Here is a 25,513-nt window from a genome sequence, read left to right as displayed (position 1 = left end):
GCCCCGCTGAGCTTCCCGAACAGTGCCCGAGCCGCAGGCTGTCCAGCCCCGCTCGTTCCGGTACGCACCCCTGAATTCGGTACGCACCCCTGAAGAGGAAGAGAGCCGACGTGAACAGCAACAAGACCGGTGGTCGCCTGGTGGTGGAGATGCTGCGCTCGCTCGGGGTCGAGTACGTCTTCGGCGTCGTGGGTGGCCAGACCCTGGCGATCACGGACGCGATCATCGACACCGACGGCATCGAGTTCGTGCACACCCGCCACGAGGGCGCCGCCGCGGTGATGGCCGACGCGTACGGGCGGCTCACCGGCCGGCCCGCCGCCTGCATCGCCACCACCGGACCCGGCGCGACCAACCTGCTCACCGGCGTCGGCGGCGCGTTGCGCGACTCCAGCCCGGCCTTCGTCCTCACCTGCAACAACAACGGCGAGAACATCCACAAGGACGACGCGCAGAACGCCGACCACGTCGAGCTGCTCAAGCCGCTGACCAAGTTCAGCCGGCTCGTCGCGCACGCCTCCGGGATCAAGCAGGCGATGGAGGAGGCGTACATCAACGCCGTCACCGGCAACCCCGGCCCGGTCCACCTGGACTTCGCCCGGGACGCCATCGAGGGCCTGGTCGACAACCCGCCGGCGGTGCCGGCCGTCCACCCCGCCCGCTCCTGGACGGTGACCAGGCCGAGCCCGAACCCGGCGGCCGTGGCCGACGCGGCGCGGCGGCTCGCGGCCGCCCGGCGACCGGTCATCTGGCTGGGCAACGGCGGCAACCGTTCCGGCGCCGGCGCCGACGTGCTGGCCCTCGCCGAGGCCCTGAACATCCCCGTGGTCACCACCTTCAACGGCATCGGATCGGTGCCGACCAGTCACCCGCTGGTGTTCGGCGCGGTCAGCCGGATGGGCACCAACCTGTCCACCCGGGTGCTCGGCGACGCGGACCTGGTGCTGGCCCTCGGCAACAGCCTCAACGCCGTCTCCACGACCCGGTGGCGCCGGGAACTGCCCGAGGTGATCCAGGTGGACATCGACCCGGCCATGCTCGGCCGGTACTACGCCGAGGTGACCACCGGGATCGTCGGCGACCTCGGCGCGTTCGCCCGGGACGTGCGCGCCGCGCTCGGCGACCGGGCCGCGGCCGGACGGGACGGCCGGGCCGGCTGGATCGCCGAACTGCAGTCGGCCGAGCGCGACTGGTGGGCCGGCACCCAGGTCCGGGACGACTCGCCGGACGGGGTGCTCTCGCCCGCGGACGTCGTGCGCGCGCTGCGCTCGGCCAGCCCGGACGACACCCTGCTGATCGCCGACGCCGGCAACCCCGGGGTCTGGTCCTTCCTCTGGGAGGTCACCCGGCCGAACTCGTACATCAAGCCGGTCGGCTTCGGCAACATGGGCTTCGCGCTGCCGTCGGCCATCACCGCGGCGCTGCTGGACCCCGCCCGCCCGGTGCTGGCGCTCATCGGCGACGGCTCGCTCGGGATGAGCCTGGGCGAGCTGGAGACGCTGGCCCGGGTGGGTGGCAAGGTGTGTGTGGTGGTGCTCAACGACGCCAGCTACGGCAACATCCGGCAGGAACAGGTGCTGCACTTCGCCGGGCGCACCATCGGCGTCGACTTCGGGCACGTCGACTTCGGGGCGGTGGCCCGGGGGATGGGCGTGGACGGCGAGGTGGTCACCAACCTCGACCAGCTCGGCCAGCGCGTCCGCAAGGTCCTGGAGGGCGGCACGCCGGCCGTCCTGGACGTGCCGATCGACCGGGACGTCGACGCGTGGACCTACCCGGCGTTCGCGCCGTACCAGGCACAGGGGTGAACACCCCCCGGGTGCTGGCGATCGACGTCGGGACCTCGGCCATCCGGGCCGCCGTGGTCGACGAGGCCGGCGCGGTGCTCACCGAGCACCGCGCGCCCCGCCGGGACGGGGAGGCCGGTCTCGGCTTCGACGCCGACGTGCTGTGGCGGCAGGTGCTGGCCACCGCCGCCGCGGCCGCCGGCGGCCACGGCAGGGGCGTGCGCGGCATCGGCATCGCCGGACACATCGGCACCGTGCTGGTCGACCGGTCGCTGGCACCGGTACGGCCGGGACGGGGCTGGGCGGACCGGGAGGGCGTGCCGGAGCTGCGCGCCCTGCTCGGCCCCGGCCGCGTCGCGGAACTGCTGCGGGACACCGGGCGGCCGAGCCTCACCGGCGGGGCGCTGGCCGCGCTGACCCGGCTCAGGACCGCCGAACCGGCCGACTACGACCGGGTCGGGTACGCCCTGCAACCCAAGGACTACCTGGTGGCCCGGCTGACCGGGGCGGTCGGCACCGACCACACCAGCGCGGCCTACACCGGGGCCAGCGCCGTGCACCGGCGCGACTGGGCCGGCGAGGTCATCGCCGCGGCGGGACTGCGGCCCGACCTGTTCCCGCCGCAGCGGCGCGCCACCGACCCGGTCGGCACCACCACCGACGCCGTGACCCGGCAACTCGGGCTGCCCGAGCCGGTACCGGTGGTCGCCGGCGGCCCGGACGGCACCGTCGGCGCCGCCCTGGTGCTCGGCTCGCGTACCGACGCCATCGCGGACGTCGCCGGCACCACCGACGTACTGGTCCGGGTCGTCGAACGAGCCGGCCCGGCGCCGGCCGGTGCGGTGCTCAACCCGTACCTGGCCGGCGACCTGTGGACGGTCGGCGGCGCCACCGGCCTCACCGGCGGCGCCGTCGCGTGGTGGGCGCGGCTGCTCGGCCACCCGGACCCGGCCGAGGCCATCGAACGGCTCTGGCCGCAGCTCGCGCGCATCGGTCCCGGCGCCGCCGGGGTGGCCGCCGGGCCGAGCCTGTCCGGCAGCCGGTTTCCCCGCTGGCAGCCGGCCGACCGGGGGTACCTGCGCGGGCTGGAGGCCGGGCACGGACCGGCGCACGTGCTGCTGGCGGTGCTGGAGTCCGTCGCCTACTCGGTCCGCGAGGGTGTCGACACCCTCGCCGCCGACGAGCCGGAGGTGTCCATCGTGCTCGCCGGCGGCACGGCGCGCTCGGCCCGGCTGGCCCAGTTGCGCGCCGACATCCTCGGCCGGGAGGTCGCCGTCTGCACCGAACCCGACGTCAGCCTCAAGGGCGCCGCGCTGCTCGCGCTGGTCGGCACCGGCGGCACGCCGCTGGACGAACAGGCCCGGGTGCTGCGCGGTCCGCTGCGGCGCTGCCCGCCCGACCCGGACCGGACACGCCGGTACGACGACCTGTACCACCAGTGGCACGCCTCGCAGGGAGCGGCATGAACCCGACCACCGTCCACACGTCCTTCGCCGAACTTCGCGACCGGCTGCTGCCGGACGCCGCCACCGGCAGCGGTGGCCCCCTCGACGTGCTCGACCCGGCCACCGGGGAGGTGCTCACCTCGCTGGCCGCGGCCACCGCGGCCGACGCCGGCGCGGCGGTGGACACCGCGGCCGGCGCGCTGCGCTCCTGGGCGGCCACCCCGTCCCGGCAGCGGGCCGACATCCTGCACCGCGCGTACGCGCTGATGACCGAGCGCGGCGGCGAGCTGGCCACGCTGATCAGCCTGGAGAACGGCAAGTCCCGGCCGGACGCGCTCGCCGAGGTGGCCTACGCGGCCGACTTCCTCCGCTGGTCGGCCGAGGAGGCGGTGCGCTCCGACGGCGACTTCACCCCCGCCCCGGCCGGCGGCACCCGCGCGATCGTCACGCACCGCCCGATCGGGGTGGCCGCGCTGGTCACCCCCTGGAACTTTCCGGCCGCCATGATCACCCGCAAGGTGGGTCCGGCGCTCGCCGCCGGCTGCACGGCGGTGCTCAAGCCGGCCTCCGAGACCCCGCTGACCGCGCTCGCGCTGGCCCGCGTGCTGCGCGATGCCGGCCTGCCGCCGGCCGCCCTCGTCGTGACGCCCACCCTCGACGCGGGCGCGGTCGTCGGCGCCTGGCTGGCCGACGACCGGGTCCGCAAGCTGTCGTTCACCGGCTCCACGGCGGTCGGCCGGCGGCTGCTGGCCCAGGCCGCCGACCGGATCGTCAACACCTCCATGGAACTGGGCGGCAACGCCCCGTTCGTGGTGGCGCCGGACGCCGACCTGCCCGCCGCGGTGGCCGGGGCGATGATCGCCAAGTTCCGCAACGGCGGCCAGGCGTGCACCGCGGCCAACCGGTTCTACCTGCACGTCGACGTGCTGGAGGAGTTCGTCCGGCGGTTCGGGGCGGCCACCGCCGCGCTCACCGTGGGGCCGGCCGCCGACCCGGCGACCCAGATCGGTCCGCTGATCAACGAGCGGGCCGTCACCGAGGTGGACCGGCTGGTCCGGGACGCGCTCGCGCGGGGCGCCCGGATCAGCCACCGCGCCGAGGCACCGCGTACCGGCTGCTTCTACCCGCCGACCGTGCTGCGCGACGTGCCCGCGGACGCGCAGGTCGTGACGACCGAGATCTTCGGCCCGGTCGCCCCGGTCGTCGCCTGGCGGGACGAGGACGAACTGCTGGCCATGCTCAACGGCACCGAGTTCGGCCTGGCCGGGTACGTCTACTCGGGCGACCTGCGCTGGGCGCTGCGGCTGGCCGAGTCGACCGAGGCCGGGATGGTCGGGATCAACCGCGGCGTGGTCTCCGACGCCGCCTTCCCGTTCGGCGGGATGAAGCAGAGCGGGCTGGGCCGCGAGGGCGGCCGGGAGGGGCTGCGCGCCTACCAGGAGACGCAGTACCTCAGCGTCCAGTGGGACTGAGCGCCGTCGCCCGGCCGTCACGCACGGTGGCCTCGCCGAGCCTCCTCACCGCCCCGGCGGTTCACCGGTCCTCACAGGCCGAGTGCGACCGGGTCGGCGGGTGTCCCGCGGGTGAGCAACTCGGTCAGTGGTGTGGCGAGGTCGCGGGGCGAGAACAGGTCGGGTCCGGCGTAACCGGCGATCTCGGCGAGTTGCCACCACCGGAAGCCGGCGATGTTCTCGGCGGCGAGTTGGTCGTCGGTGAACTCGCCCGCAGGCTCGAAGCGGGTGGTGCGGACGAGATAGTAGTCGTTGACGATGCCGTCGAAGCCGGGCGCGTGATCCGCGGCAACGACCACCTGGTGCCAGACGTGCGGCGGATCGTCGGCGGTGACCAGGCCGGTTTCCTCCCGAAGCTCCCGGCGCAGCGCGCAGAGCCGGTCCTCGCCGGGTTCCACGCCACCGCCGGGGGCGGCCCAGACGGTCAGTGCCTCGTCCGGGACCGCCGGGTGGGGGAAGGCGAATCGGCAGAGCAGGACGTGGTCCTCCTCGTCGAGGACGATCGCGCGGACGGACGCCCGAAGGTTCAGCGGGATGGCAGCCTCCAGATGCTGTACGCGTGGCGCCGCGGCGACCGGACGGGCGGCGGCGTCATACCGCGTCGAGCCGCTGCGCGAGCGGGTAGCCGGCCCGGCTCCAGCTCCGGACGAACTCGATCGGCACGTTCCGGGTCGAGAAGGTGGTGCGCCGGATGGCCAGCAGCGGGTTGCCGACCTTCTCGTCGAGCAGCGTGGCCAGGTCGTCGTCGACGAGCACCGACGAGATGACCTGGTTGGCCCAGCCCAGCTCCACGCCGTACCGCTGCGCGAGGGTGCGGTAGAGCGACCCCTCGACCAGCTCGTCGCGGGCCAGCCCGGGGGCGACGGCGAACGGGATCCACGCCTCCTGGTACGCCGCCGGCGTGCCGTCGACGAGCCGGACCCGGGCGAGCCGGGTGAACCGGGTCGACCGCGCGGTCGACAGCTCGGCGGCGACCTCCGGCGGAACCGTGGACTGACTCTCCTGGGCCACGATCCGGTTGGTCACCGCGGAACCGTCGGCGCTGATCTCGGCGATGAACGACCGCAGCCCGTTCATGCCGCGCAGGCGGCCCGGGACGTCGCGCACGTAGCTGCCGCTGCCGCGGTGCCGGACCACCAGCTTGGCGTTCTCCAACTGGTCCATCGCCTGCCGGACGGTCATCCGGCTCACCCCGTACCGCTGCGCCAGCTCCGCCTCGCTGGGCAACTGGCTCGACACCGGCAGCTCGCCGCTCTTGATCTGAGCCACGAGGTCGTCGGCAATCATCCGGTAGATCGGCACCCGCGCCATGGTGCTGACTATTGCCGTCCACCTGCTAGTTGTCTAGACACAAATCGGACTGTCGACGCGATGCACCCGGTGAGTCACCTCTCGTGGCCGGTCGGGACGGACCGGCGCGGGTCCCGGGGCAGCGGGACCACCAGCGGCGTCCCTGTCGCCGGGTCGGGCACCACCAGCGCGTCCAGGTTGAACACCGCGGCCAGCAGATCCACCGTGAGCACCTGCGCGGGCGGCCCCTGGGCGACGATCCGCCCGTCGCGCATCGCGACCACGTGGTCGGCGTACCGGGCCGCCAGGTTCAGGTCGTGCAGCACCATCACGACGGTGCGCCCACGCTCGGCGTTCAGCCGGGCCACCAGGTCGAGCACGTCGATCTGGTGGCTGAGATCCAGGTACGTGGTGGGCTCGTCGAGCAGCAGGATGTCGGTGCCCTGGGCCAGGGCCATCGAGATCCAGGCCCGCTGGCGCTGGCCGCCGGAGAGCGTGTCGACCGTCCGGCCGGCCAACTCGCCGATGTCGGTCCAGGCCAGCGCCTCGGTCACGATCCGCTGGTCGGTGGGGGACCACTGGCGGAACCAGTTCTGGTGCGGGTGCCGCCCGCGCATCACCAGGTCCGCCACGGTCAGCCCGTCCGGGGCCACCGGGCTCTGCGGAAGCAGGCCGAGGATCCGGGCCACCTCCCGGGTCGGCATCCGGTCGATCCGGACGCCGTCCAGCAGCACCTCCCCGGCGCGCGGGCGCAGCAGCCGGCCCAGGGCGCGCAGCAGGGTGGACTTGCCGCAGCCGTTCGGCCCGACGATCGCGGTCACCCGGCCGTCGGGCACCGCGAGGTCGAGGTCGTGCACCACGGTCTGCTCGCCGTACCCGAGCCGCAGGCCGCGGGCGCACAGCCGGGACGGGCCGGTGGCCGGCGGGGCATCGGTGTCGGCGCCGGTGTGGGCATTGTCCATGATCATGCGGACGTCCTCCGGTTCGCGCGGACCAGCAACCACAGCAGGTACGGGGTGCCGATCATGGCGGTGATCAGGCCGACCGGCAGTTCGCGCTGCGGCAGCGCCACCCGGGCCGCCAGGTCGGCGGCGGTGACCAGCAGCGCGCCGAGGATCGCCGAGACGACCAGCGGCGGCCGGGAGCCGCCGCACAGGCGCAGCGCGATCTGCGGGACCACGAACGCGACGAACTCGATCGGGCCGGCGGCGGCGACCGCCGCGGCGGCCAGCGCGACGGCGGTGAGCACCACCGCGAGCCGGGCGGCCTGCAGGCGGACGCCCAGCGAACGCACCACGTCGTCGTCGAACTGCATCGCCCGCAGCGTGAAGCTGGTGGCCACCGCGAGCGGCAGCAGCGCCGCGAGGGCCAGCGCCAGCGGCCGGATCTGCTCCCATCCGGCGCTCGCGACCGAGCCGTTGAGCCAGATCGTCGCCCGGGCCGCGTCCACGATCTCGGCGCGCACCAGCAGCCAGGAGACGCCGGCGGTGAGGACCTCGCCCACGCCGATGCCGACCAGCACCAGGCGGAAGCCGTCCACGCCGCGCCGCCAGGCCAGCAGGTAGACCAGGGCGGCGGCGCTGAGCCCGCCGGCCAGCGCCGCCAGCGGTACGGTGCGGACGGCCGGGCCGGCGAGCACGATCACGGCGACCGCGCCGAGCGATGCCCCGTTTGTCACCCCGAGCACGTCGGGGGTGGCCAGCGGGTTGCGGGCGAAGGTCTGGGTGAGCGCCCCGGAGACCGCCAGGGCCGCGCCGACCAGCAGCGCCGCGAGGATCCGGGGCAGCCGCAGGTCGAGTACGACCAGATCCTGCGCCGCGGTGCCGTGGCCGAGCAGGGTGCGCAGCACGTCGGCGGGGGCGATGGTGAAGCTGCCCCGGCTGATGCTGAGCACCGTCACGGCGGCCGTGCCGAGCAGGCCGACGGTGCCGACGGCGAGGGAGCGGCCGGAGACGGTGCCGCAGAAGCGTCCGAACCGGACGACCCGGTGGGTGGTCAGCGCGGTCACAGCTGCACCACCCCGCGACGGCGACGGACCAGCATGATGAAGAACGGGGCGCCGAAGACGGCCAGCACGATGCCGGTCTGCAACTCGCCCGGACTCACCACCACCCGACCGAGCACGTCGGCGACCAGCAGCAGCGCGGCGCCGGCCAGCGCCGAGCAGGGGATCAGCCAGCGGTGGTCCGGCCCGGTGAGCCGCCGGGCCAGGTGCGGCACGACCAGGCCGAGGAAGCCGATCGGTCCGCACGCCGCGGTGGCCGCCCCGGCCAGCAGCACGACCGCGGTGACCCCGAGCACCCGGGCCGCCAGCACCCGCTGGCCGAGCGCGCGGGCGACGTCCTCGCCCAGCCCGAGGGCGTTCAGTGCCGGCGCGTTGACCAGGGCGAGCAGCAGCCCGGCCGCGATGAACGGCGCGACCTGCGCGGCCACCTGCCCGTCCCGGCCGGACAGCGAGCCGACCACCCAGAAGCGGAACATGTTGAGGCTGGCGGCGTCGGCGATCAGCAGCGACTGGGTGAACGAGGCGAACAGCGCGCTGATGGCGAGCCCGGCCAGGGCGAGCGTGACCGGGGTCGGTCCGCCCCGGGCCGAGGCGATGGCGAAGACGGCGACGCTGGTGAGCAGGGCGCCGGCGAAGGCGAACCAGATGTACCCGGTGAGCGAGCCGACGCCGAGTTGGATGCCGACGACCACCGCCAGCGACGCCCCGGCCGAGATGCCCAGCAGCCCGGGATCGGCGATCGGGTTGCGGGTGTGCCCCTGCATGAGCGCGCCGGCCGCGCCGAGTGCGAGGCCGGTGAGCAGCCCGAGGATCGTCCGGGGGAGGCGCAGTTCCCGGACGATGGCGGTGGCCGGCGCCGCGGGGTCGGGATCGAGCACGGCGTGCCACACGGCCACCGGGTTCAGCGCCTGTGCGCCGACGGCGAGGCTGAGCACGACGGCCAGGGCGACCGCCCCGGCCAACGCGACCAGCGCGGCACCGCGGTGCGGGCGGGCCGGTGCCGGGACGCCGGTGCGATCCGGCGTTCCGGTGGCCCGGATCGGGGCCGTCATTCATCTCCCTTGTTCGATCCCAGGTGTTCCCGTGGCGGTGTGACGAAGGTTAGCCTTACCAAAACGCCGACCCCGCCTTGCCCCGGACGGGCGGCGTCGCTTAGCTTAGCCTCACCTAACTTCGAGTGTGAGGTCCCGATGTCCTTCTCCCTGCGTTCCGCCCACCGCGCCCTGGCGGCCGGCGCCGCGCTCGTCGCGGGGCTGGCCCTGCTGAGCGGCTGTGGCGACGATTCCGGCGATCCGGCCGCCGCCGCCACCTCGCCGGCCGCCGCGGCGAACTACCCGGTCACCCTGACCCACAAGCTCGGCACCGCCGAGATCAAGGCCGCGCCCCAGCGCATCGTCACGCTCTCCGACGCCGACCTGGACGCGCTGCTGCTGCTCGGGATCCAGCCCGTCGGCATCGCCGAATCCTCCGGTGAGGACGGCGTGACCGAGTGGGCGAAGCCGCTGCTGGAGGGCAGGCCGACCGTGCTGAGCGCGGGCGACAACGGGTACGACGTCGAGAAGATCGCCCAGCTCGCCCCGGACCTGATCCTCGCCGGCGGCGACTACTACATCGACGACGAGTACGCGAACCTCAGCAAGCTGGCGCCCACCACCGGATACGAGACCACCGGCGCCTTCGAGGACTCCTGGCAGACCACGCTGCGCCAGGTCGGCAAGGCGGTCGGCCGGACGGACAAGGCCGAGCAGGTCATCGGCGAGGTCGAGGGCAAGATCACAGCGGCCAGGACGGCCAACCCGGAGCTGGCCGGCAAGGAGTTCACGCTCAGCCAGATGTGGGAGGCCGGCTCGATCGGCGTGCTGCGCAGCGCCTCGGACGCCGGCGTGAAGATGCTCAACGACTTCGGCATGAAGCTGGCCCCGGGCGTCACCGAACTCAAGGGCGACGAGTTCGCCGTCCAGCTCAGCCTGGAGAAGGTCGCGGCGCTGGATGCCGACGTCACGCTGATCTACTACGCCGAGGACGGCCTCAAGCCCTCGCTGGAGGGCAACAGCCTGTTCAAGAACATCGCCTCGGTCAAGCGCGGCTCGTACGTGGCGCTCACCGCCGCGCAGTTCTCGGCGCTGCGTACCCCGACCCCGCTGTCGGTGCAGTACGTCATCGACAACGTCCTGCCGGTGGTCTCCACCGCGGCCAAGGCGGCCGCCTGAGGTGCCGGCCCGTGAGGTGACGGCCGGCCTCGCCGCGACGGTGGTCGCGGCGGGGCCGCCGCCGGCCCCGGTCCTGGCGCCACCCTGGACGGTTCGCGCACTGACCGCCGGTGGCGGCGATCCGGAGCTGGTCAGCCGGTGGATGAACGAACCGCACGTGGCCCCCTTCTGGGGGCAGGAGTGGCCGCCCGGGCGCTGGGCCGGGGCGCTGGCCGAGCAGTTGGCCGGCGAGCACTCCCGGCCCTGCCTGGTGGCCCGGGACGGGACGCCGCTGGCCTATGTGGAGATCTACCGCACCCCCCGGGACGTGGTCGGGCGGCACTACGACGCCGACCCGTACGACCTGGGGGTGCACCTGGCGATCGGCGACCGGGACAACACCGGGCGCGGGGTGGGGCGGCGGCTGGTCCGCGCCCTCGTGGCGGGGCTGTTCGCCGCGGATCCGCGCTGCCGGCGGGTGCTGGCCGACCCGGACGAGCGGCACGTGGTGGCCCGCCGGATGTTCGCGGCGGCCGGCTTCCGGCCGCTGGGCGTGTACGACATCGGCCACAAGCACGCCGCGCTGTACGCGCACGAACGGGCACCCGGCGGCTGCGTCCACCGGACCGGATGACAAAGTAAGGTAAGCCTTACCTCAGATTGACGACCGAAGGATGTCCCGCATGACCGCACCGCTGACCCCCGACCGGCTGCGCCGCGACGTCGCCGAGGTGCTGGCCGAGGAGCCCGGCAGCCTCACCGACGACGACAACCTGATCGACCGGGGTCTGGACTCGATCCGGCTGATGAGCCTCGCGACCCGCTGGCGAGAGGACGGCTTCGAGGCGGGCTACCTCGACCTGGCCCAGGAGCCAACCCTCGCGGCCTGGCGGAACCTGCTGGGCGGTACGCGGTGAGCCCGGTGGTCGAGCGCGCCGACGTCGTGGTGATCGGCGGCGGACCCGGCGGCTCCACCGTGGCCACCCTGCTGGCCCGGCGCGGGCACCGCGTGGTCCTGCTGGAGAAGGAGACCTTCCCGCGCTACCAGATCGGCGAGTCGCTGCTGCCCTCCACGGTGCACGGCATCGGCCGGATGCTCGGCGTCACCGAGGAACTGGAGAAGGCGTCCTTCATGGTCAAGCGGGGCGGCAGCTTCCGCTGGGGCACCAACCCCGTGCCGTGGAACTTCCTGTTCGCCGTCGCGCCCGAACTGTCCGGCCCCACCTCGTACGCCTACCAGGTCGAGCGGATGAAGTTCGACGAGATCCTGCTGCGCAACGCCGCCCGGCACGGCGTCGACGTGCGGGAGAACAGCCCGGTGGCCGACGTGCTCGGCGACGACGAGCGGGTCCGCGGGGTGCGCTACACCGACCCGGACGGCGTCGAGCGGGAGATCCACGCGAGCTTCGTGGTGGACGCCTCCGGCAACCGCAGCCGGGTGCACCAGCACGTGCGCGGCGAGCGGATCTACTCCGAGTTCTTCCGCAACATCGCGCTGTTCGGCTACTTCACCGGCGGCAGGCGGCTGCCCGCCCCGGACAGCGGCAACATCCTCTGCGCCGCCTTCGACGAGGGCTGGCTCTGGTACATCCCGCTCTCGGACACCCTCACCAGCGTCGGCGCGGTCATCTCCCGGGAACACGCGGCGCGGTTGCAGGGCGACCAGGAAGAGGCCCTGCTCGGCTTCGTCGACCGGTGCGCCATCGTGAAGGACTTCCTCGCCGACGCCACCCGGGTCACCGAGGGCACCTACGGGCAGATCCGCACCCGCAAGGACTACTCGTACACCAACAGCACCTTCCACCGCCCCGGCATGGTGCTGGTCGGCGACGCCGCCTGCTTCATCGACCCGGTCTTCTCCACCGGCGTGCACCTGGCCACCTACGCCGGGCTGCTGGCCGCCCGGTCGATAAACAGCGTGCTCGCCGGCGACGTCACCGAAGAGCGCGCCTTCGACGAGTTCGAGGGTCGCTACCGCCGCGAGTACCGGGTCTTCTACGAGTTCCTGTCCGCCTTCTACGACATGCAGGGCAGCGAGGAGTCGTACTTCTGGCGGGCGCGCAAGGTCACCAACGTGGCGGCCACCAACCTGGAGGCGTTCGTCAGCCTGGTCGGCGGCGTGCACTCCGGCGAGGCCGCCCTCACCAGCGCCGACGCCCTGATCGGCGAGTTCCGCGAGTCGTCCGGCGCGCTCGCCGACGCGGTCGAGCGCACCGGCAGCATGCAGACCCCGTCCGGGGAACGCATGCACCACCTCTTCGGCACCCCCGTGGTCCGCGAGGTGATGCAGGAGATGAACAACATCCAGGTCCGCGGCGTGCAGGGCGAACAGGCCCGCGAACTGCCGCTGCTGGACGGCGGCCTGGTACCGGCGCCCGACGGACTGTCCTGGATGGAACCGACCGCCGTGCTGGAGGAGGCCCGATGACCACCAACCCGTTCGACGACGAGGACGGCCGCTACCTCGTGCTCGTGAACGACGAGGGCCAGCACTCGCTGTGGCCCACCTTCGCCGAGGTGCCGGCCGGCTGGCGGGTCGTCTTCGGCGAGGACTCCCGGGCGGCCTGCCTGGAGTACGTCGAGACCGTCTGGACGGACATGCGGCCCAAGAGCCTGATCGCCCAGATGGACGCCGCCACCGACTGACGCCGTACCCGCCGTCCCTGTCGCCGTCCGCCGCGCCGCACCGGCGCGGCGGGCCGCGCCCTGCGCGCCGCACCCCGAGGACGCGCCGCACCGCGAGGAGCCCTGAACCACCGTGCCCGATCGTCTCGACCTCACCGCGGCCCAGGCGGGCGTCTGGTTCGCCCAGCAACTCGACCCGGGGCCGGCGTTCACCACCGCGGCCTGCGTCGACATCGACGGGGACGTGGATCCGCAGCTGTTCGCGGCGGCGCTGCGGCGCACCCTCGCCGACGCGCAGGCGCTGCGGATCCGGATCACCGGCCCGGCCGACGCGCCCCGGCAGGAGATCGTCGACGAGCCGGAATGGCGGCTCACGCTGCTCGACCTCGACGACACCGCGGCACAGGAGTGGATCACGGCCGACCTGGCCACCCCGATCGACCTGGCCACCGGCCCGGTCTTCGCCGAGGCGCTGATCCGGCGCGGACCCGGCCGGTGGACCTGGTACCAGCGCTGCCACCACATCGTGATGGACGCCTACACCTCGGCGCTCGTCGCGCAGCGGGTGGCCGCCGTCTACACCGCCCTGGCCACCGGTACGCCGGTGCCGGCCAGCCCGTTCGGCGCGCTCGCCGACGTGGTGGCCGAGGACGCCGCGTACCGCGGATCGGCCCGGCACGACGCCGACCGCGACTTCTGGCGGCGGCACCTGGCCGGCGTCGAGGTGCCCGACCTGGCGTCCGGGCCGACCCGGCCCGGCCCGACCTTCCGGCGCCGCCGGCTCACCCTGCCGGCACCGGTCGGCCGCGGGCTGGCCGCCGCCGGCGGCGCGGCCGGCGCCACCCGGGTCGAGGCCGTCCTGGCCACCACCGCGCTGTACGTGCAGCGCCTCACCGGCGCCGCCGAGGCGGTGCTCGGGCTGCCCATGATGGGCCGGCTCGGCTCGGTCGCCGCCCGGGTGCCGGTCACCGCCGTGAACGTGCTGCCGCTGCGCGTGCCGGTGGCCGCCACCGACACCCTCGCCGGGCTGGTCGGCCGGGTCGCCGCGCAGATCCGGGCGATCCGCCCGCACCAGCGCTACCGGGGCGAGGACATCCGCCGCGACCTGGGGCTGGTCGGCGGCGACCGGCGGCTGGTCGGCCCCTGGGTCAACATCAAGCCGTTCGGCGCCACGCTGAACTTCGCCGGCCTCCCCGGCACCCCCCGGTACGTCTCGGCGGGGCCGGTCGACGACCTGTCGATCACCCTGGACGACCGCGGCGGCGACGTGCTCGACCTGTGCCTGGACGCCAACCCGGCCCGGTACGCGGAGTCCGACCTGGACGGACACGTCGAGCGGCTGGCCGGGCTGCTGCGCGCCGTGGCCGGCACCGGCGGATCGACCCGCACCGGCCGGCTCGGCCTGGCCGAGCGCCCGACCGGGGACGACACGGCCCGTCCGCTGCCGCCGGCCGGGCTGGTCGACCTCTGGGCCGAGCAGGTCCGGCGTACCCCGGACGGGACGGCGCTGATCGGGCCGGACGGCGCCCGGCTGTCCTACGCCGCGCTTGCCCGCCGGGTGGACGACCTGGCCGCGCTGCTGGCCGGGCGCGGCGCCCGGCCCGGCCGCACGGTCGCGGTCTGCCTGCCGCGCGGCGCCGACCTGCTGGTCACGCTGCTGGCGGTGCAGCGCACCGGCGCCGCCTACCTGCCGCTGGACCCGGACTTCCCGGCCGAACGGCTCGGCTGGATGCTCGCCGACAGCGCCCCGGCGCTGCTGGTCACCGGCGCCGGCCTGGCCGTGCCGCCGGCCGCCGCGCCTGCCGGTGGCGCGTCCCGCGACGACGCACCGCTCGGGGACGCACCGCTCGGCGACGCACCGGCCGGGGACGCACCGGCCGGGGACGCACCGGCCGGGGACGCACCGGCCGGGGACGCACCGGCCGGGGCGGTGCCGGCCGGCGGCGTGCCGGTGCTGCGCCTGGACGGCGACCTCGACGGGCCGCGCCGGCGACCGGAGCCGGGCAACGCGCCGCACGAGGCCGCGTACCTGCTCTACACCTCGGGCTCCACCGGCCGGCCCAAGGGCGTGGTGGTCACCCGGCAGAACCTGGTCAACTTCCTGCTCGCGATGCGCGAGCTGGTGCCGCTGGGTCCGGCCGACCGGCTGCTCGCGGTGACCACGGTCAGCTTCGACATCTCCGGCCTGGAGCTGTACCTGCCGCTGCTGTCCGGCGCCGCCGTCGTGCTCGCGGCCCGGGACGCCGTGCGGGACCCGGACGCGCTCGCCGCCCTGGTCCGGGACACCGGCGCCACCGTGATCCAGGCGACCCCGACCCTCTACCGCGCCCTGCTGGACCGACCGGGCGGCGGCCCGGCGCTGGCCGGGCTGCGGGTGCTGGTGGGCGGCGAGGCACTGCCGCCGGAGCTGGCCGCCGAACTGCGGCGGCACGCCGCCGAGCTGACCAACCTGTACGGCCCGACCGAGACCACCATCTGGTCCACCGCGCACCGGCTGCCCGCCGCCGGCGACCCCGCCAGCGCCGACGACCCGCCGGCCGGCGGCGTGGCGTCCGCCACGGAACGGATCAGCGTCGGGCGGCCGATCTGGAACACCCGGGCGTACGTGCTGGACGCCGCGCTGCGGCCGGTGCCGGACGGCTTCCCCGGTGAGCTGTACCTCGGCGGCGCCGGACTGGCCCGCGGCTACCTCAACCAGCCCGGCCTCACCGCCGGCCGGTTCACCGCCGACCCGTACGCGCCCGGCGAGCGCATGTACCGCACCGGCGACCTGGCCCGACGGCTGCCCGACGGCACCCTCGACCTGCTCGGCCGGGTCGACCACCAGGTCAAGCTGCGCGGCTTCCGGATCGAGCTGGGCGAGATCGAGGCCGTTCTGGCCGCCGACGACGCCGTGCGGCAGGCGGTGGCGGTGATCCGCGAGGACCGGCCCGGCGACCGGCGGCTGGTCGCCTACGTCACCGGCGACGCCGACCCGGCCGCGCTGCGCCGCCGGGCCGCCGCCGCGCTGCCGGACTACATGACGCCGGCCGCGATCGTGCCGCTGGCCGAGCTGCCCAGCACCCCCAACGGCAAGCTGGACCGCGCGGCCCTGCCGGCTCCGGACCACTGCACGGGTACGCCGGAGGCCGTCCGCACCCCGCAGCAGGAACTGCTCGCCGGCGTCTTCGCCGAGGTGCTCGGCGTACCGTCGGTCGGCCCGCACGACGACTTCTTCGCCCTGGGCGGGCACTCGCTGCTGGCCGCCCGGGTGGCGGCCCGGGTGCGCGGCATCTTCGGCGGCGACCTGGCGCTGCGGGACGTGTTCGACGCGCCAAGCGTGGCCGCCCTGGCCGCCAGACTGGAGACCGCCGCCTCGGCGGACGCGGCCCCGGACACCGCCGGCCCGGCCCGGCGGTCGCTGCGGCCCGTCCCCGGCCTGCGCGTCTCGGCCGCCCAGCGCCGGCTCTGGGCGCTGCACCGGGTCAACGGCCCGGACGCCAGCTACAACCTGCCGCTGCTGCTGGACCTGGACGGCCCGCTGGACCTGGCCGCGCTGCGCGCCGCGCTGGACGACCTGGTGGCCCGGCACGAGCCGCTGCGCACGGTCCTCGTCGAACGCGACGGCGAGCCGCACCCGGTGCCGGGCGACGCCCGGGTGCACCTGGAGGTCGCCGCGGGCGACCCGCGGCAGGCGATCCGGAAGCCGTTCGACCTGGCCAGCGAGCCGCCGCTGCGCGCCCGGCTGTATCGGGTCGGGCCGGGTCGGCACGCGCTGCTGCTGGTGGTGCACCACATCGCCGGCGACGAGTGGTCGCTCACCCCGCTGCTGGACGACCTGGCCACCGCGTACGCCGCCCGGTGCGCCGGGTCCGCGCCGGCCTGGCCGCCGCTGCCGGTCCGGTACGCCGACTACGCCGCCTGGCACGACGCGCTGCCGATGGAGGCGCACCTGGCGTACTGGCGGGCCGCGCTCGCCGGGGCGCCGGCGGCGCTGCGGCTGCCCACCGACCGTCCCCGCCCGGCGCGGGCGTCCTCGGCCGGCGGCATGCTGACCTTCCCGATCGCGCCGGAGCTGGAGCGCGCGGTCCGCGAGACCGCCCGGCGGCACGGCGTCACCGTCTTCATGACCCTGCAGGCGGCGGTCGCCGCGCTGCTGCACCGGATGGGCGCGGGCACCGACATCCCGCTGGGCAGCCCGGTCGCCGGGCGCGGCGACGAGGCCCTCGACCGGCTCGTCGGCTTCTTCGTCAACACCGTGGTGCTGCGCACCGACGTGTCCGGCGACCCCACCTTCGCCGAGCTGCTGGCCCGGGTCCGGGACACCGACCTGGCCGCGCTGGCCCACCAGGACCTGCCGTTCGAGCGGCTGGTCGAGGACCTCAACCCGCACCGGACGCTGGCGCACCACCCGCTGTTCCAGGTGATGGTCTCCTACCAGGCGCCGCTGCCCCGGGTGGCCGGATTCCCGCAGGTGCGGGTCACGCCGCGGCTGGTGGCCACCGGCACCGCCAAGTTCGACCTGAGCTTCGACCTGGCCGAACGCGACGGCGGGCTGGAGGGCAGCCTGGAGTACCGGACGGACCTGTTCGACGCCGGCACCGCCGAGGCGCTGACCGGCCGGCTGGTCCGGCTGCTCACCGCGGCCACCGCCGGGCCGGACCGGCCGATCTCCGCGATCGACCTGCTCACCCCGGCCGAGCGGGCCGCCGCGTACGGGCCGCGCCGGGACCTGGCGCCGGCCACCCTCGGCCGGCTGTTCGCCGAGCGGGTCGCCGCGGATCCCGCGGCGGTCGCCGTGCAGGACGGCGAGCGGACCCTCACCTACGGCGCCCTCGACGCGCTGGCCAACCGGCTGGCCCGGCGGCTGCGCGCCGAGGGCGCCGGGCCGGAGCGGATCGTCGCGGTGCTGCTGCCCCGCTCGGCCGATCTGGTGGTCACGCTGCTGGCGGTCGCCCGCAGCGGCGCCGCCTACCTGCCGCTGGACGTGCGGCACCCGGCGGACCGGATCGCCTACCAGCTCGCCGACGCCCGCCCGGTGCTGCTGGTGTCGGACCGCCCGGCACCGGCCCCGGCCGGCCCGGCTATCCAGGCCGGGACCGGACCGGCGGCCGGGACGAACTCGGCGGTCGAGGCAGGATCGGCGGCGGGGGTCCGCCGGATCAGCCCGGACGACCTGGACGACGACCCGACCGACCCGCGGGTCCCGATCGACCCCGCACACCCGGCGTACGTCATCTACACCTCCGGGTCGACCGGGGCGCCCAAGGGCGTCGTGGTGCCGCACGCCGGCCTCGCCGCCCTGGTGGCCAGCGTCGGGGAGACCTTCGGCACCGGGCCGGGCAGCCGGGTCGCCCAGTTCGTGTCGCCCGCCGTCGACGTGGCGATCAGCGAGATCGCCGCCTCGGTCCTGTCCGGCGGCACCCTCGTGGTGGTGCCCGAGCCGGCCCGGCTGGGCGACGCGCTCGGCGAGTTCGTGACCCGACACCGGCTCACCCACCTGGACCTGCCGCCGGCGCTGCTCGCGGCGCTGCCGCCCGCGGCGATCCCGGCCGGGGTCACCATCACGATCGGCGGCGAGGCCAGCTCCGCGGAACTGGTGCGGCGCTGGGGGCGCGGCCGGCGACTGGTCAACGCGTACGGCCCCACCGAGGCCACCGTCACGGCGACCTCCTGGGTCGCCGACGGCGACGGCCCGGTGCTGATCGGTACGCCGGAGATCAACCGCAGCGCGCACGTGCTGGACGACCGGCTCCGGCCGGTGCCGCCGGGCGTGCCCGGCGAGCTGTACCTCGGCGCGGACGGGCTGGCCCGGGGCTACCTGAACCGGCCGGCGCTGACCGCGCAGCGGTTCGTGGCCGACCCGTTCGGCTCACCGGGCGCCGGCTCCGGCTCACCCGGCTCGTCGGGCTCGTCGGGCTCCGGCTCACCGGGCGCCCGCCTCTACCGGACCGGGGACCTGGTCCGGCGTACCGCCGCGGGGGACCTGGAGTTCCTCGGGCGCACCGACGACCAGGTGCAGATCCGCGGCTTCCGGGTCGAGCCGGCCGAGGTCGAGGCGGTGCTCGCGACCCACCCCGCCGTCGGCCAGGTCGTCGTGGTCGCCCGGGACGCCCGGCTGGTCGCGTACGTCGTGCCGGCCCGCCCGGTGCGCCCGGACGACCTGCGCGAGCACGCCGCCGCGGTGCTCCCGGCGCCGCTCGTGCCCGCCGTCGAACTGCTCGACGCGCTGCCGCTGGCCGCCACCGGCAAGGTGGACAAGGCCCGGCTGCCGGACCCCGCCCCGGCCGCCCCCGCCACCGAGGCGCCGGCCGGCCCCGTCGAGCGGACCCTCGCGGGGATCGTCGCCGGGGTGCTCGGGCGCGACCCGGACACGATCGGGCGGCACGACGGGTTCTTCGCGCTCGGCGGCGACAGCATCCTGGCCATCCAGCTCGCCTCCCGGGCCAGGTCGGCCGGGCTGCTGATCGCGCCCCGGCAGGTGTTCGAGCAGCAGAGCGTCGCCGAACTGGCGCGGGTCGCCGAACCGGTCGGCGCCGCCGGCACCGACCCGGCGGGTCCGGCCGGCCCGGCGACCGCGGCCGGCGACGCGCCGGAAACCCCGATCATCGCCTGGCTGCGCGAACTCGACGCGCCGACCGCCCGGTACTCGCAGGCGATCCTGCTGCGCACCCCGGCCGGCATCGACCGCGCCGAGGTGGCCCGGGTGCTGCGTACCGGCCTGGCCCCGCACCCGGTGCTGTGGGCGCGGCTGGTCACCGGCGCCGACCGGTGGCGGCTGGCCGTGCCCGCCGACCCGGGCGAGGTGCCGCTGCGGGTGGTCGGCGCGGACGCGGACCTGGCCGCCGAGCGGGAGGCCGCGGCCGACCGGCTCGACCCGGCCGCCGGGCTGCTCGTCCAGGCCGTCTGGGCCGACCGGGGCGGCGAGCCGGGCCGGCTGCTGCTGGTGGTGCACCACCTGGTCGTCGACGGCGTGTCCTGGCGGATCCTCGTCGAGGACCTGGCCGCCGCCGCCCGCGGGGACCGGCCGGCCGTGCCCGGCACGCCGTTGCGGGCCTGGGCCGCCGGTCTGGCCGCGGCGCTGCCGGAGCGCGCGGGGGAGCGGGAGTACTGGCGGCGGATGCTCGCCGGCCCGGCCACCCGGCTCGGCACGGCGGCGCTGGACCCGGCCCGGGACACCGCCGGCACGCTGCGCCGGGTCGAGGTCACCGTCGACGCCGCGGTCACCGGGCCGCTGCTGACCACCGTGCCGGAGACCTTCCGGGCCGGGGTGCAGGACGTGCTGCTGGCCGGGCTGTCGCTGGCGCTGGCCCGGCGTACCGGATCGGGTGCCGAACCGCTGATCGCGCTGGAGGGGCACGGCCGGCAGGAGCAGGTCGTGCCCGGCGCCGACCTGCTGCGCACGGTGGGCTGGTTCACCAGCGAACACCCGGTCCGACTGCCGGCCGCGGCGCAGGGCGTGGCCGCCGTCGTGCGCGGCGTGCGGGACCGGCTGCGGGCCGTCCCCGACGGCGGCATCGGGTACGGCATGCTGCGCTACCTCGGCGAACCGGGAACGCTGCCGCGGACCGAACCGGAGGTGCTGTTCAACTACCTGGGCCGGTTCACCGGGGACGGCGGCCCGCACGCCGACTGGACGATCGCACCCGAACTGCCGGCCGCGCACGCCAGCGCCGACCCGGCCATGCCGGTGCGGCACCGCGTCGCGGTGAACGCGGCCGTCGCGGAAACCACGGCCGGGCCGGTCCTGCGGGCCGAGTTCTCCTACCCGGCGGCGGCGCTGGCCGACGCCGACGCCCGCCGGCTCGCCGACGACTGGCTGGCCGCCCTGGTGGCGATCCGGGCCGCCAGCACCGAGCCGGACGCCGGCGCGCTCACCCCGGCGGACGTACCGCTGGCCGGGCTGGACCAGGCCGACCTGGCCGAACTGCACGCGCGGTACGGGCCGGGGCTGGTCGACGTGCTGCCGCTGGCGCCGTTGCAGGAGGGGCTGCTCTACCTGGCCGGGCTGGACCCGGCCACCGACGTCTACACCGTGCAGCAGGTCTTCACGCTGACCGGCGCGGTGGACGCCGGCCGGCTGCGGGCCGCCGCCGACGACCTGCTGGACCGGTACCCGAACCTGCGCGGCGGCTTCGTCCGCACCGGCTCGGGGCGGGCCGTGCAGGCGGTCCCGGCCACCGTGGACGTGCCGTTCACCGAGGTGGACCTGACCGACCGGCCCGGCGACCTGGCGGCCCTGCTGGACACGCAGCGGCGGCTCCCGTTCGACCTCGCCGACCCGCCGCTGCTGCGGTTCGTGCTGGTCCGGCTCGGCGAACGGGAGTACCGGCTGGTGCTCACCCAGCACCACCTGCTGATGGACGGCTGGTCCGGGCCGCTGGCCATGCGCGACCTGTTCGGCGCGTACGCCGGCCGGCCCGCACCGGCGCCCCGGCCGTACGCCGACTACCTGGCCTGGCTGCGCGGGCAGGACCCGGCCGCCGCCACCCGGGCCTGGGGGAGGCGCTGGCCGGGATCGAGGAACCGACCCTGGTGGCCCCCGGTGCGCCGGCCGTCGCCGCGCTGCCCGAGGTCGCCGAGATCGTCCTCTCCGAGCCGGACAGCGAGCGGCTCGCCGCGGCCGCGCGGGCGCACGGGTTGACCCTGAACACGGTGGTGCAGGGGGTCTGGGCGTTGGTGCTGGTGGAGCTGACCGGTCGTACCGATGTGGTGTTCGGTGCGACGGTGTCGGGGCGGCCGGCGGGGTTGGCCGGGGTCGAGGAGATGGTGGGGCTGTTCATCAACACCGTCCCGGTGCGGGTGCGGCTCGACCCGGCGCAGACCTGGCCGGAACTGCTGCGGCGCCTCCAGCGGGAGCAGGCGGCGCTGCTGGACCACCAGCACGTCGGCCTGGCCGACCTCCAGCGGCTCGCCGGCCTGCCGGAACTGTTCGACACGCTCACCGTCTTCGAGAGCTACCCGGCCGGTCACGGGCTGCCGGAGGTGCCCGGTCTGAGCATCGGCGGGGGCATCCCGGTCGACGCCACCCACTACCCGCTCAGCCTGGTGGTGGTGCCGCAGGCGCGGCTGCGTCTGCGCCTGGAGCACCGGGCCGACCGCTACCCGCCGGAGGCCGCCGCGAAGCTGCTCGGCCGGTTCCGGGACCTGCTGGACGCCTTCGTGACGGCGCCGGACACCCCGCTCGGCCGGCTCGCCGTGCCCGACGCCCCGCCGGTCGCCGACAACCCGATGCGGGTGCCGGCCGGGACGCTGCTGGACGAGTTCGCGGCGACGGTGGCCCGGGCGCCGCGGGAGGTGGCGGTGCGCTGCGGTGCCGAGTCGGTGACGTTCGCCGGCCTGGCGGACCGGGTGGACCGGCTGGCCCGGGTGCTGGTGTCCCGGGGGCCGGTCCGGAGCGGGTGGTGGCGGTGCTGCTGCCGCGCTCGGTGGACGCGGTGGTGGCCTGGTTGGCGGTGCTGCGGGCGGGCGCGGTGTACCTGCCGGTGGATCCCGGCTACCCGCGGGAGCGGGTCGACTATCTGCTCGCCGACGCCGGTGCCGTGGCGGTGGTGACGCCGGACCTGCTGGCGTCGGTCGCCGGACCGTCCGAGGTGGATGCCCCGGGTGCGGCCGGCCCCGATGGTGCCGGCCCCGATGGTGCCGACTGCGCCGTGCCGCTGCCGGCGGCGCTGGATCCGCGTTCCGGCGCCTATCTGATCTACACGTCGGGGTCGACCGGCCGGCCGAAGGGGGTGCTGATCGAGCACCGCAGTCTGGCGAATCTCTTCCACCATCACCGGGAACGGTTGATGGCCCCGGTTTCCGACGGCCGCCGGCTCGCCGTCGCGCTTTCCGCGGCCACCGTTTTCGACACCTCGTGGGAGGGGTTGTTGTGGTTGGTGGCCGGGCATGAATTGCATGTCCTGGACGATTCCACCCGCCGCGATCCCGAGCGTTTCGTCGCCTACGTGAATGCGCACCGCATCGATTTCCTGGACGTGACGCCGTCGCTGGCCGGACCGCTGGTGGAGGCGGGGCTGCTGGCCGACGGCGGGCACCGTCCGGCCCTTGTGGCCCTCGGCGGGGAGGCCGCTGACCAGCGGATCTGGTCTGCCCTCCGGTCGGCGTCGGGGACGGTGGGGGTGAATTTGTACGGTCCGACGGAGTGCACTGTGGACGCGTTGTTGGCGTGGGTGGGTGGCAGTGTGTTTCCGGTGGTGGGTGGGCCGGTGGGTAATGCGCGGGTGTATGTGTTGGACGGGTGGTTGCGGCCGGCGGTGTCGGGTGAGTTGTATGTGTCGGGTTTGCCGGTGGGTCGGGGGTATCTGGGTCGGTCGGGGTTGTCGGCGTCGCGGTTTGTGGCGGATCCGTTTCGGGTGGGGGAGCGGATGTATCGGACGGGGGATGTGGTGCGGTGGGTTGGTGGGGTGCTGGAGTTTGTGGGGCGTGTTGATGATCAGGTGAAGGTGCGGGGTTTTCGGGTGGAGCCGGGGGAGGTTGCGGGGGTGCTGGGGGAGCATCCGGGGGTTTCGCAGGTGGTGGTTGTTGGGGTGGGTGGCCGGTTGGTGGCGTATGTGGTGGCTGCTGCTGGTGGTTCGGTGGGGGGTTTGCGGGAGTGGGTTGCGGGGCGGTTGCCGGATTATCTGGTGCCGTCGGTGGTGGTGGGTTTGGATCGGTTGCCGGTGACGGTGTCGGGGAAGGTGGATCGGCGGGCGCTGCCCGTACCCGACCTCGATGACCTGGTCGGTGACGCCGCGCCGCGTACCCCCACCGAGGAGATCCTCGCCGGACTCTTCGCCGACGTGCTCGAACTGTCCACCGTGGGCACCGGGGACGACTTCTTCGCGCTCGGCGGCCACTCGCTCACCGCCACCGCGCTCGCGGCCCGGGTACGGGCCGTCTTCGGGGTGGCGCTGCCGCTGCGCGCCGTCTTCGACGCGCCCACCGTGGCGGGCCTGGCCGCCCACCTGGACCGGTCGCCGGTCGGCGGCGCGGCACCCGGCGCGGCCGGCCCGGAGCTGACCCGGCGGGACCGGCCAGACCCGGTGCCGGTGGCGCCCGCGCAGCACCGGCTGTGGCTGCACCACCAGCTCAACGGCCCCGGACCCACCTACAACGTGGCGTTCGCGCTGCGGCTGACCGGCCCGCTCGACGTGGCCGCGCTGCGGGCCGCGCTGGACGACCTGCTGGACCGGCACGAGAGCCTGCGTACCGTCTTCCCGACCGTCGAGGACCGGCCGGTGCAGCGCGTGCTGGCCACCGCCCGGCCGCGCTGGCAGTTCGCCGAGTGCGCGGAGGCCGACCTGGCCGGTCGGCTCACCGAGGCCGCCGGGTACGGCTTCGACCTGGCCGGCGAACTGCTGGTCCGGCCGCACCTGTTCACCCTCGGACCGGACCGGCACGTGCTGCTGCTCCTGCTGCACCACATCGTCACCGACGAGTGGTCCGAGGGCCGGCTCGTGGCCGACCTGGGCACCGCGTATGCGGCCCGCGCCGCCGGTGCCGCCCCCGACTGGGCGCCGCTGCCGATCCAGTACGCCGACTACGCGCTCTGGCAGCGGGACGTGCTCGACGAGGTGGGGCAGCGGCAGCTCGACTTCTGGCGCACCGCGCTGGCCGGGGCGCCGGCCGAACTGCCGCTGCCCGCGGACCGGCCCCGCCCGGCGGCACCCGGGCACGCGGGCGGCATCGTCACCTTCACGGTGGACGCCGAGGCGCACCGCCAGGCCCGCGAGCTGGCCCGGCGTACCGGGGCGACGGTCTTCATGGTGGTGCAGGCCGCGCTCGCGGCGCTGCTGTCCCGGCTCGGCGCCGGCACCGACATCCCGCTGGGCAGCCCGGTCGCCGGCCGGGTGGACCAGCGCCTGGACGCGCTCGCCGGGTTCTTCGTGAACACCCTCGTGCTGCGCGCCGACCTGTCCGGCGACCCCACCTTCGCCGACCTGGTCGGCCGGGTACGCCGAACCGACCTGGCCGCGTTCGGCAACGCCGACGTGCCGTTCGAGCGGGTCGTCGAGGCGGTCAACCCGGAACGGGTGCTCGGGCGCAACCCGCTGTTCCAGGTGATGGTCGCCTTCCAACACCTGCCGGCCGGCGCGCCCGGGCTGCCGGGGCTGGCCACCGAGCCGCTGCCGATCGACACCGGGGTCGCCCAGTTCGACCTGGGTGTGGTGGTCACCGAGCAGGACGGCGTGCCCGGGTTGCGCGGCGTCATCGAGTACAGCGCCGACCGCTTCGACCGGCGTACCGCCGAGGACCTGGCCGGGCGGCTGGCCCGGCTGCTCGGCGCGGCCGCCGCCGCACCGGAGCGGCGGGTGTCCGAACTGGAGCTGTTCTCCGCCGCGGAGCGGCGGGCGCTGGCCGCGGACTGGCAGGGCGGCCCGTCCGTCGGCGCGGACCGCACGCTGCCGGAGCTGTTCGCCGCGCAGGTGCGCCGGCACCCCGACGCGCCGGCCGTCGAGGACGGCGCCCAGACGCTCAGCTACGCCGAACTGGACCGCCGGACCAACCGGCTGGCCCGGCGGCTCATCGCGGCCGGGGTGGGGCCGGACCGGCTGGTGATGGTGCTGCTGCCCCGCTGCGCCGCGCTGTTCGAGACCGAGTTGGCGGTGGCCAAGGCCGGCGGCGGGTACCTGCCGGTGGATCCCACGTACCCGGCGCAGCGGGTGGCGGCGCTCGCCGCCGACGCGGCGCCGGTGCT

Annotated in this window: 15 protein-coding genes and 1 pseudogene; 11 read left to right on the top strand and 5 right to left on the bottom strand. The window is 75.4% G+C overall.

From position 1 onward, the window contains the following. Positions 1-110 precede the first annotated feature (110 nt). From CIK06_RS16815 to CIK06_RS16805, 3 genes are read left to right on the top strand one after another with little or no spacing between them, the layout of a single operon-like run. Positions 111-1,808: a thiamine pyrophosphate-binding protein gene (locus CIK06_RS16815; protein WP_095565624.1), complete on the top strand. Its 1,698-nt coding sequence runs from the start codon at positions 111-113 to the stop codon at positions 1,806-1,808. Further along, positions 1,805-3,253, top strand: coding sequence for an FGGY-family carbohydrate kinase (locus CIK06_RS16810; RefSeq protein WP_198347900.1), 1,449 nt, complete (start codon positions 1,805-1,807; stop codon positions 3,251-3,253). Before CIK06_RS16815 ends, CIK06_RS16810 begins: the two co-directional genes overlap by 4 nt. Continuing rightward, positions 3,250-4,704: an NAD-dependent succinate-semialdehyde dehydrogenase gene (locus CIK06_RS16805; protein ID WP_095567909.1), complete on the top strand. Its 1,455-nt coding sequence runs from the start codon at positions 3,250-3,252 to the stop codon at positions 4,702-4,704. The genes CIK06_RS16810 and CIK06_RS16805 overlap by 4 nt, the downstream gene beginning before the upstream one ends. Before the next feature lie 71 nt (positions 4,705-4,775). Here CIK06_RS16805 and CIK06_RS16800 read toward each other — a convergent pair whose 3' ends face one another. From CIK06_RS16800 to CIK06_RS16780, 5 genes are all read right to left on the bottom strand, one after another. Beyond that, positions 4,776-5,219 (bottom strand): NUDIX domain-containing protein, encoded by a 444-nt coding sequence (locus tag CIK06_RS16800; protein ID WP_232534319.1) that lies wholly within the window; start codon positions 5,217-5,219, stop codon positions 4,776-4,778. A gap of 115 nt (positions 5,220-5,334) precedes the next feature. Then, positions 5,335-6,045, bottom strand: a complete 711-nt coding sequence (locus CIK06_RS16795; protein ID WP_198347899.1) for a GntR family transcriptional regulator — start codon at positions 6,043-6,045, stop codon at positions 5,335-5,337. An 83-nt stretch (positions 6,046-6,128) separates the two neighbouring features. Beyond that, a complete protein-coding gene (locus CIK06_RS16790; protein WP_095565620.1) occupies positions 6,129-6,995 on the bottom strand; it encodes an ABC transporter ATP-binding protein in 867 nt (288 codons plus the stop codon). Positions 6,996-6,997: 2 nt separating this feature from the next. Continuing rightward, positions 6,998-8,041: an iron chelate uptake ABC transporter family permease subunit gene (locus CIK06_RS16785; protein WP_095565619.1), complete on the bottom strand. Its 1,044-nt coding sequence runs from the start codon at positions 8,039-8,041 to the stop codon at positions 6,998-7,000. Then, on the bottom strand, positions 8,038-9,090 hold the full coding sequence (locus CIK06_RS16780) for an iron ABC transporter permease (protein WP_095565618.1): 1,053 nt from the start codon (positions 9,088-9,090) through the stop codon (positions 8,038-8,040). The genes CIK06_RS16785 and CIK06_RS16780 overlap by 4 nt, the downstream gene beginning before the upstream one ends. Before the next feature lie 138 nt (positions 9,091-9,228). Between CIK06_RS16780 and CIK06_RS16775 the strand changes: the two genes are divergently transcribed. The 8 genes and pseudogenes from CIK06_RS16775 to CIK06_RS31180 all read left to right on the top strand — a co-directional run. After that, a complete protein-coding gene (locus tag CIK06_RS16775; RefSeq protein WP_095565617.1) occupies positions 9,229-10,248 on the top strand; it encodes an ABC transporter substrate-binding protein in 1,020 nt (339 codons plus the stop codon). Between the two features lies 1 nt (position 10,249). Continuing rightward, a complete protein-coding gene (locus CIK06_RS16770) occupies positions 10,250-10,861 on the top strand; it encodes a GNAT family N-acetyltransferase (RefSeq protein ID WP_095565616.1) in 612 nt (203 codons plus the stop codon). 49 nt (positions 10,862-10,910) lie between these two features. Beyond that, positions 10,911-11,144 (top strand): phosphopantetheine-binding protein, encoded by a 234-nt coding sequence (locus tag CIK06_RS16765; RefSeq protein ID WP_095565615.1) that lies wholly within the window; start codon positions 10,911-10,913, stop codon positions 11,142-11,144. Between the two features lie 5 nt (positions 11,145-11,149). Further along, on the top strand, positions 11,150-12,655 hold the full coding sequence (locus CIK06_RS16760) for an FAD-dependent oxidoreductase (protein ID WP_095567908.1): 1,506 nt from the start codon (positions 11,150-11,152) through the stop codon (positions 12,653-12,655). Beyond that, positions 12,652-12,873 carry an MbtH family protein gene (locus CIK06_RS16755; protein WP_095565614.1) on the top strand — a complete coding sequence of 74 codons (222 nt, stop codon included), beginning with the start codon at positions 12,652-12,654 and terminating at the stop codon, positions 12,871-12,873. Before CIK06_RS16760 ends, CIK06_RS16755 begins: the two co-directional genes overlap by 4 nt. A 112-nt stretch (positions 12,874-12,985) precedes the next feature. After that, positions 12,986-21,475, top strand: a complete 8,490-nt coding sequence (locus CIK06_RS16750) for a non-ribosomal peptide synthetase (RefSeq protein ID WP_095565613.1) — start codon at positions 12,986-12,988, stop codon at positions 21,473-21,475. Beyond that, the gene (locus CIK06_RS30085) at positions 21,367-22,386 is read left to right on the top strand and encodes a condensation domain-containing protein (RefSeq protein WP_198347898.1); all 1,020 of its coding nucleotides are present in this window, start codon (positions 21,367-21,369) and stop codon (positions 22,384-22,386) included. The genes CIK06_RS16750 and CIK06_RS30085 overlap by 109 nt, the downstream gene beginning before the upstream one ends. Beyond that, positions 22,269-25,463, top strand: a pseudogene (locus CIK06_RS31180) (condensation domain-containing protein); the annotation flags it as partial. The gene CIK06_RS30085 and the pseudogene CIK06_RS31180, both read left to right, overlap by 118 nt. Positions 25,464-25,513: the final 50 nt, after the last annotated feature.

The organism is Plantactinospora sp. KBS50, assembly GCF_002285795.1.
Lineage (GTDB): Bacteria > Actinomycetota > Actinomycetes > Mycobacteriales > Micromonosporaceae > KBS50.
The sequence above is the reverse complement of the archived record's forward strand: the minus strand, read 5'-3'. Positions and strand labels throughout refer to the sequence as shown.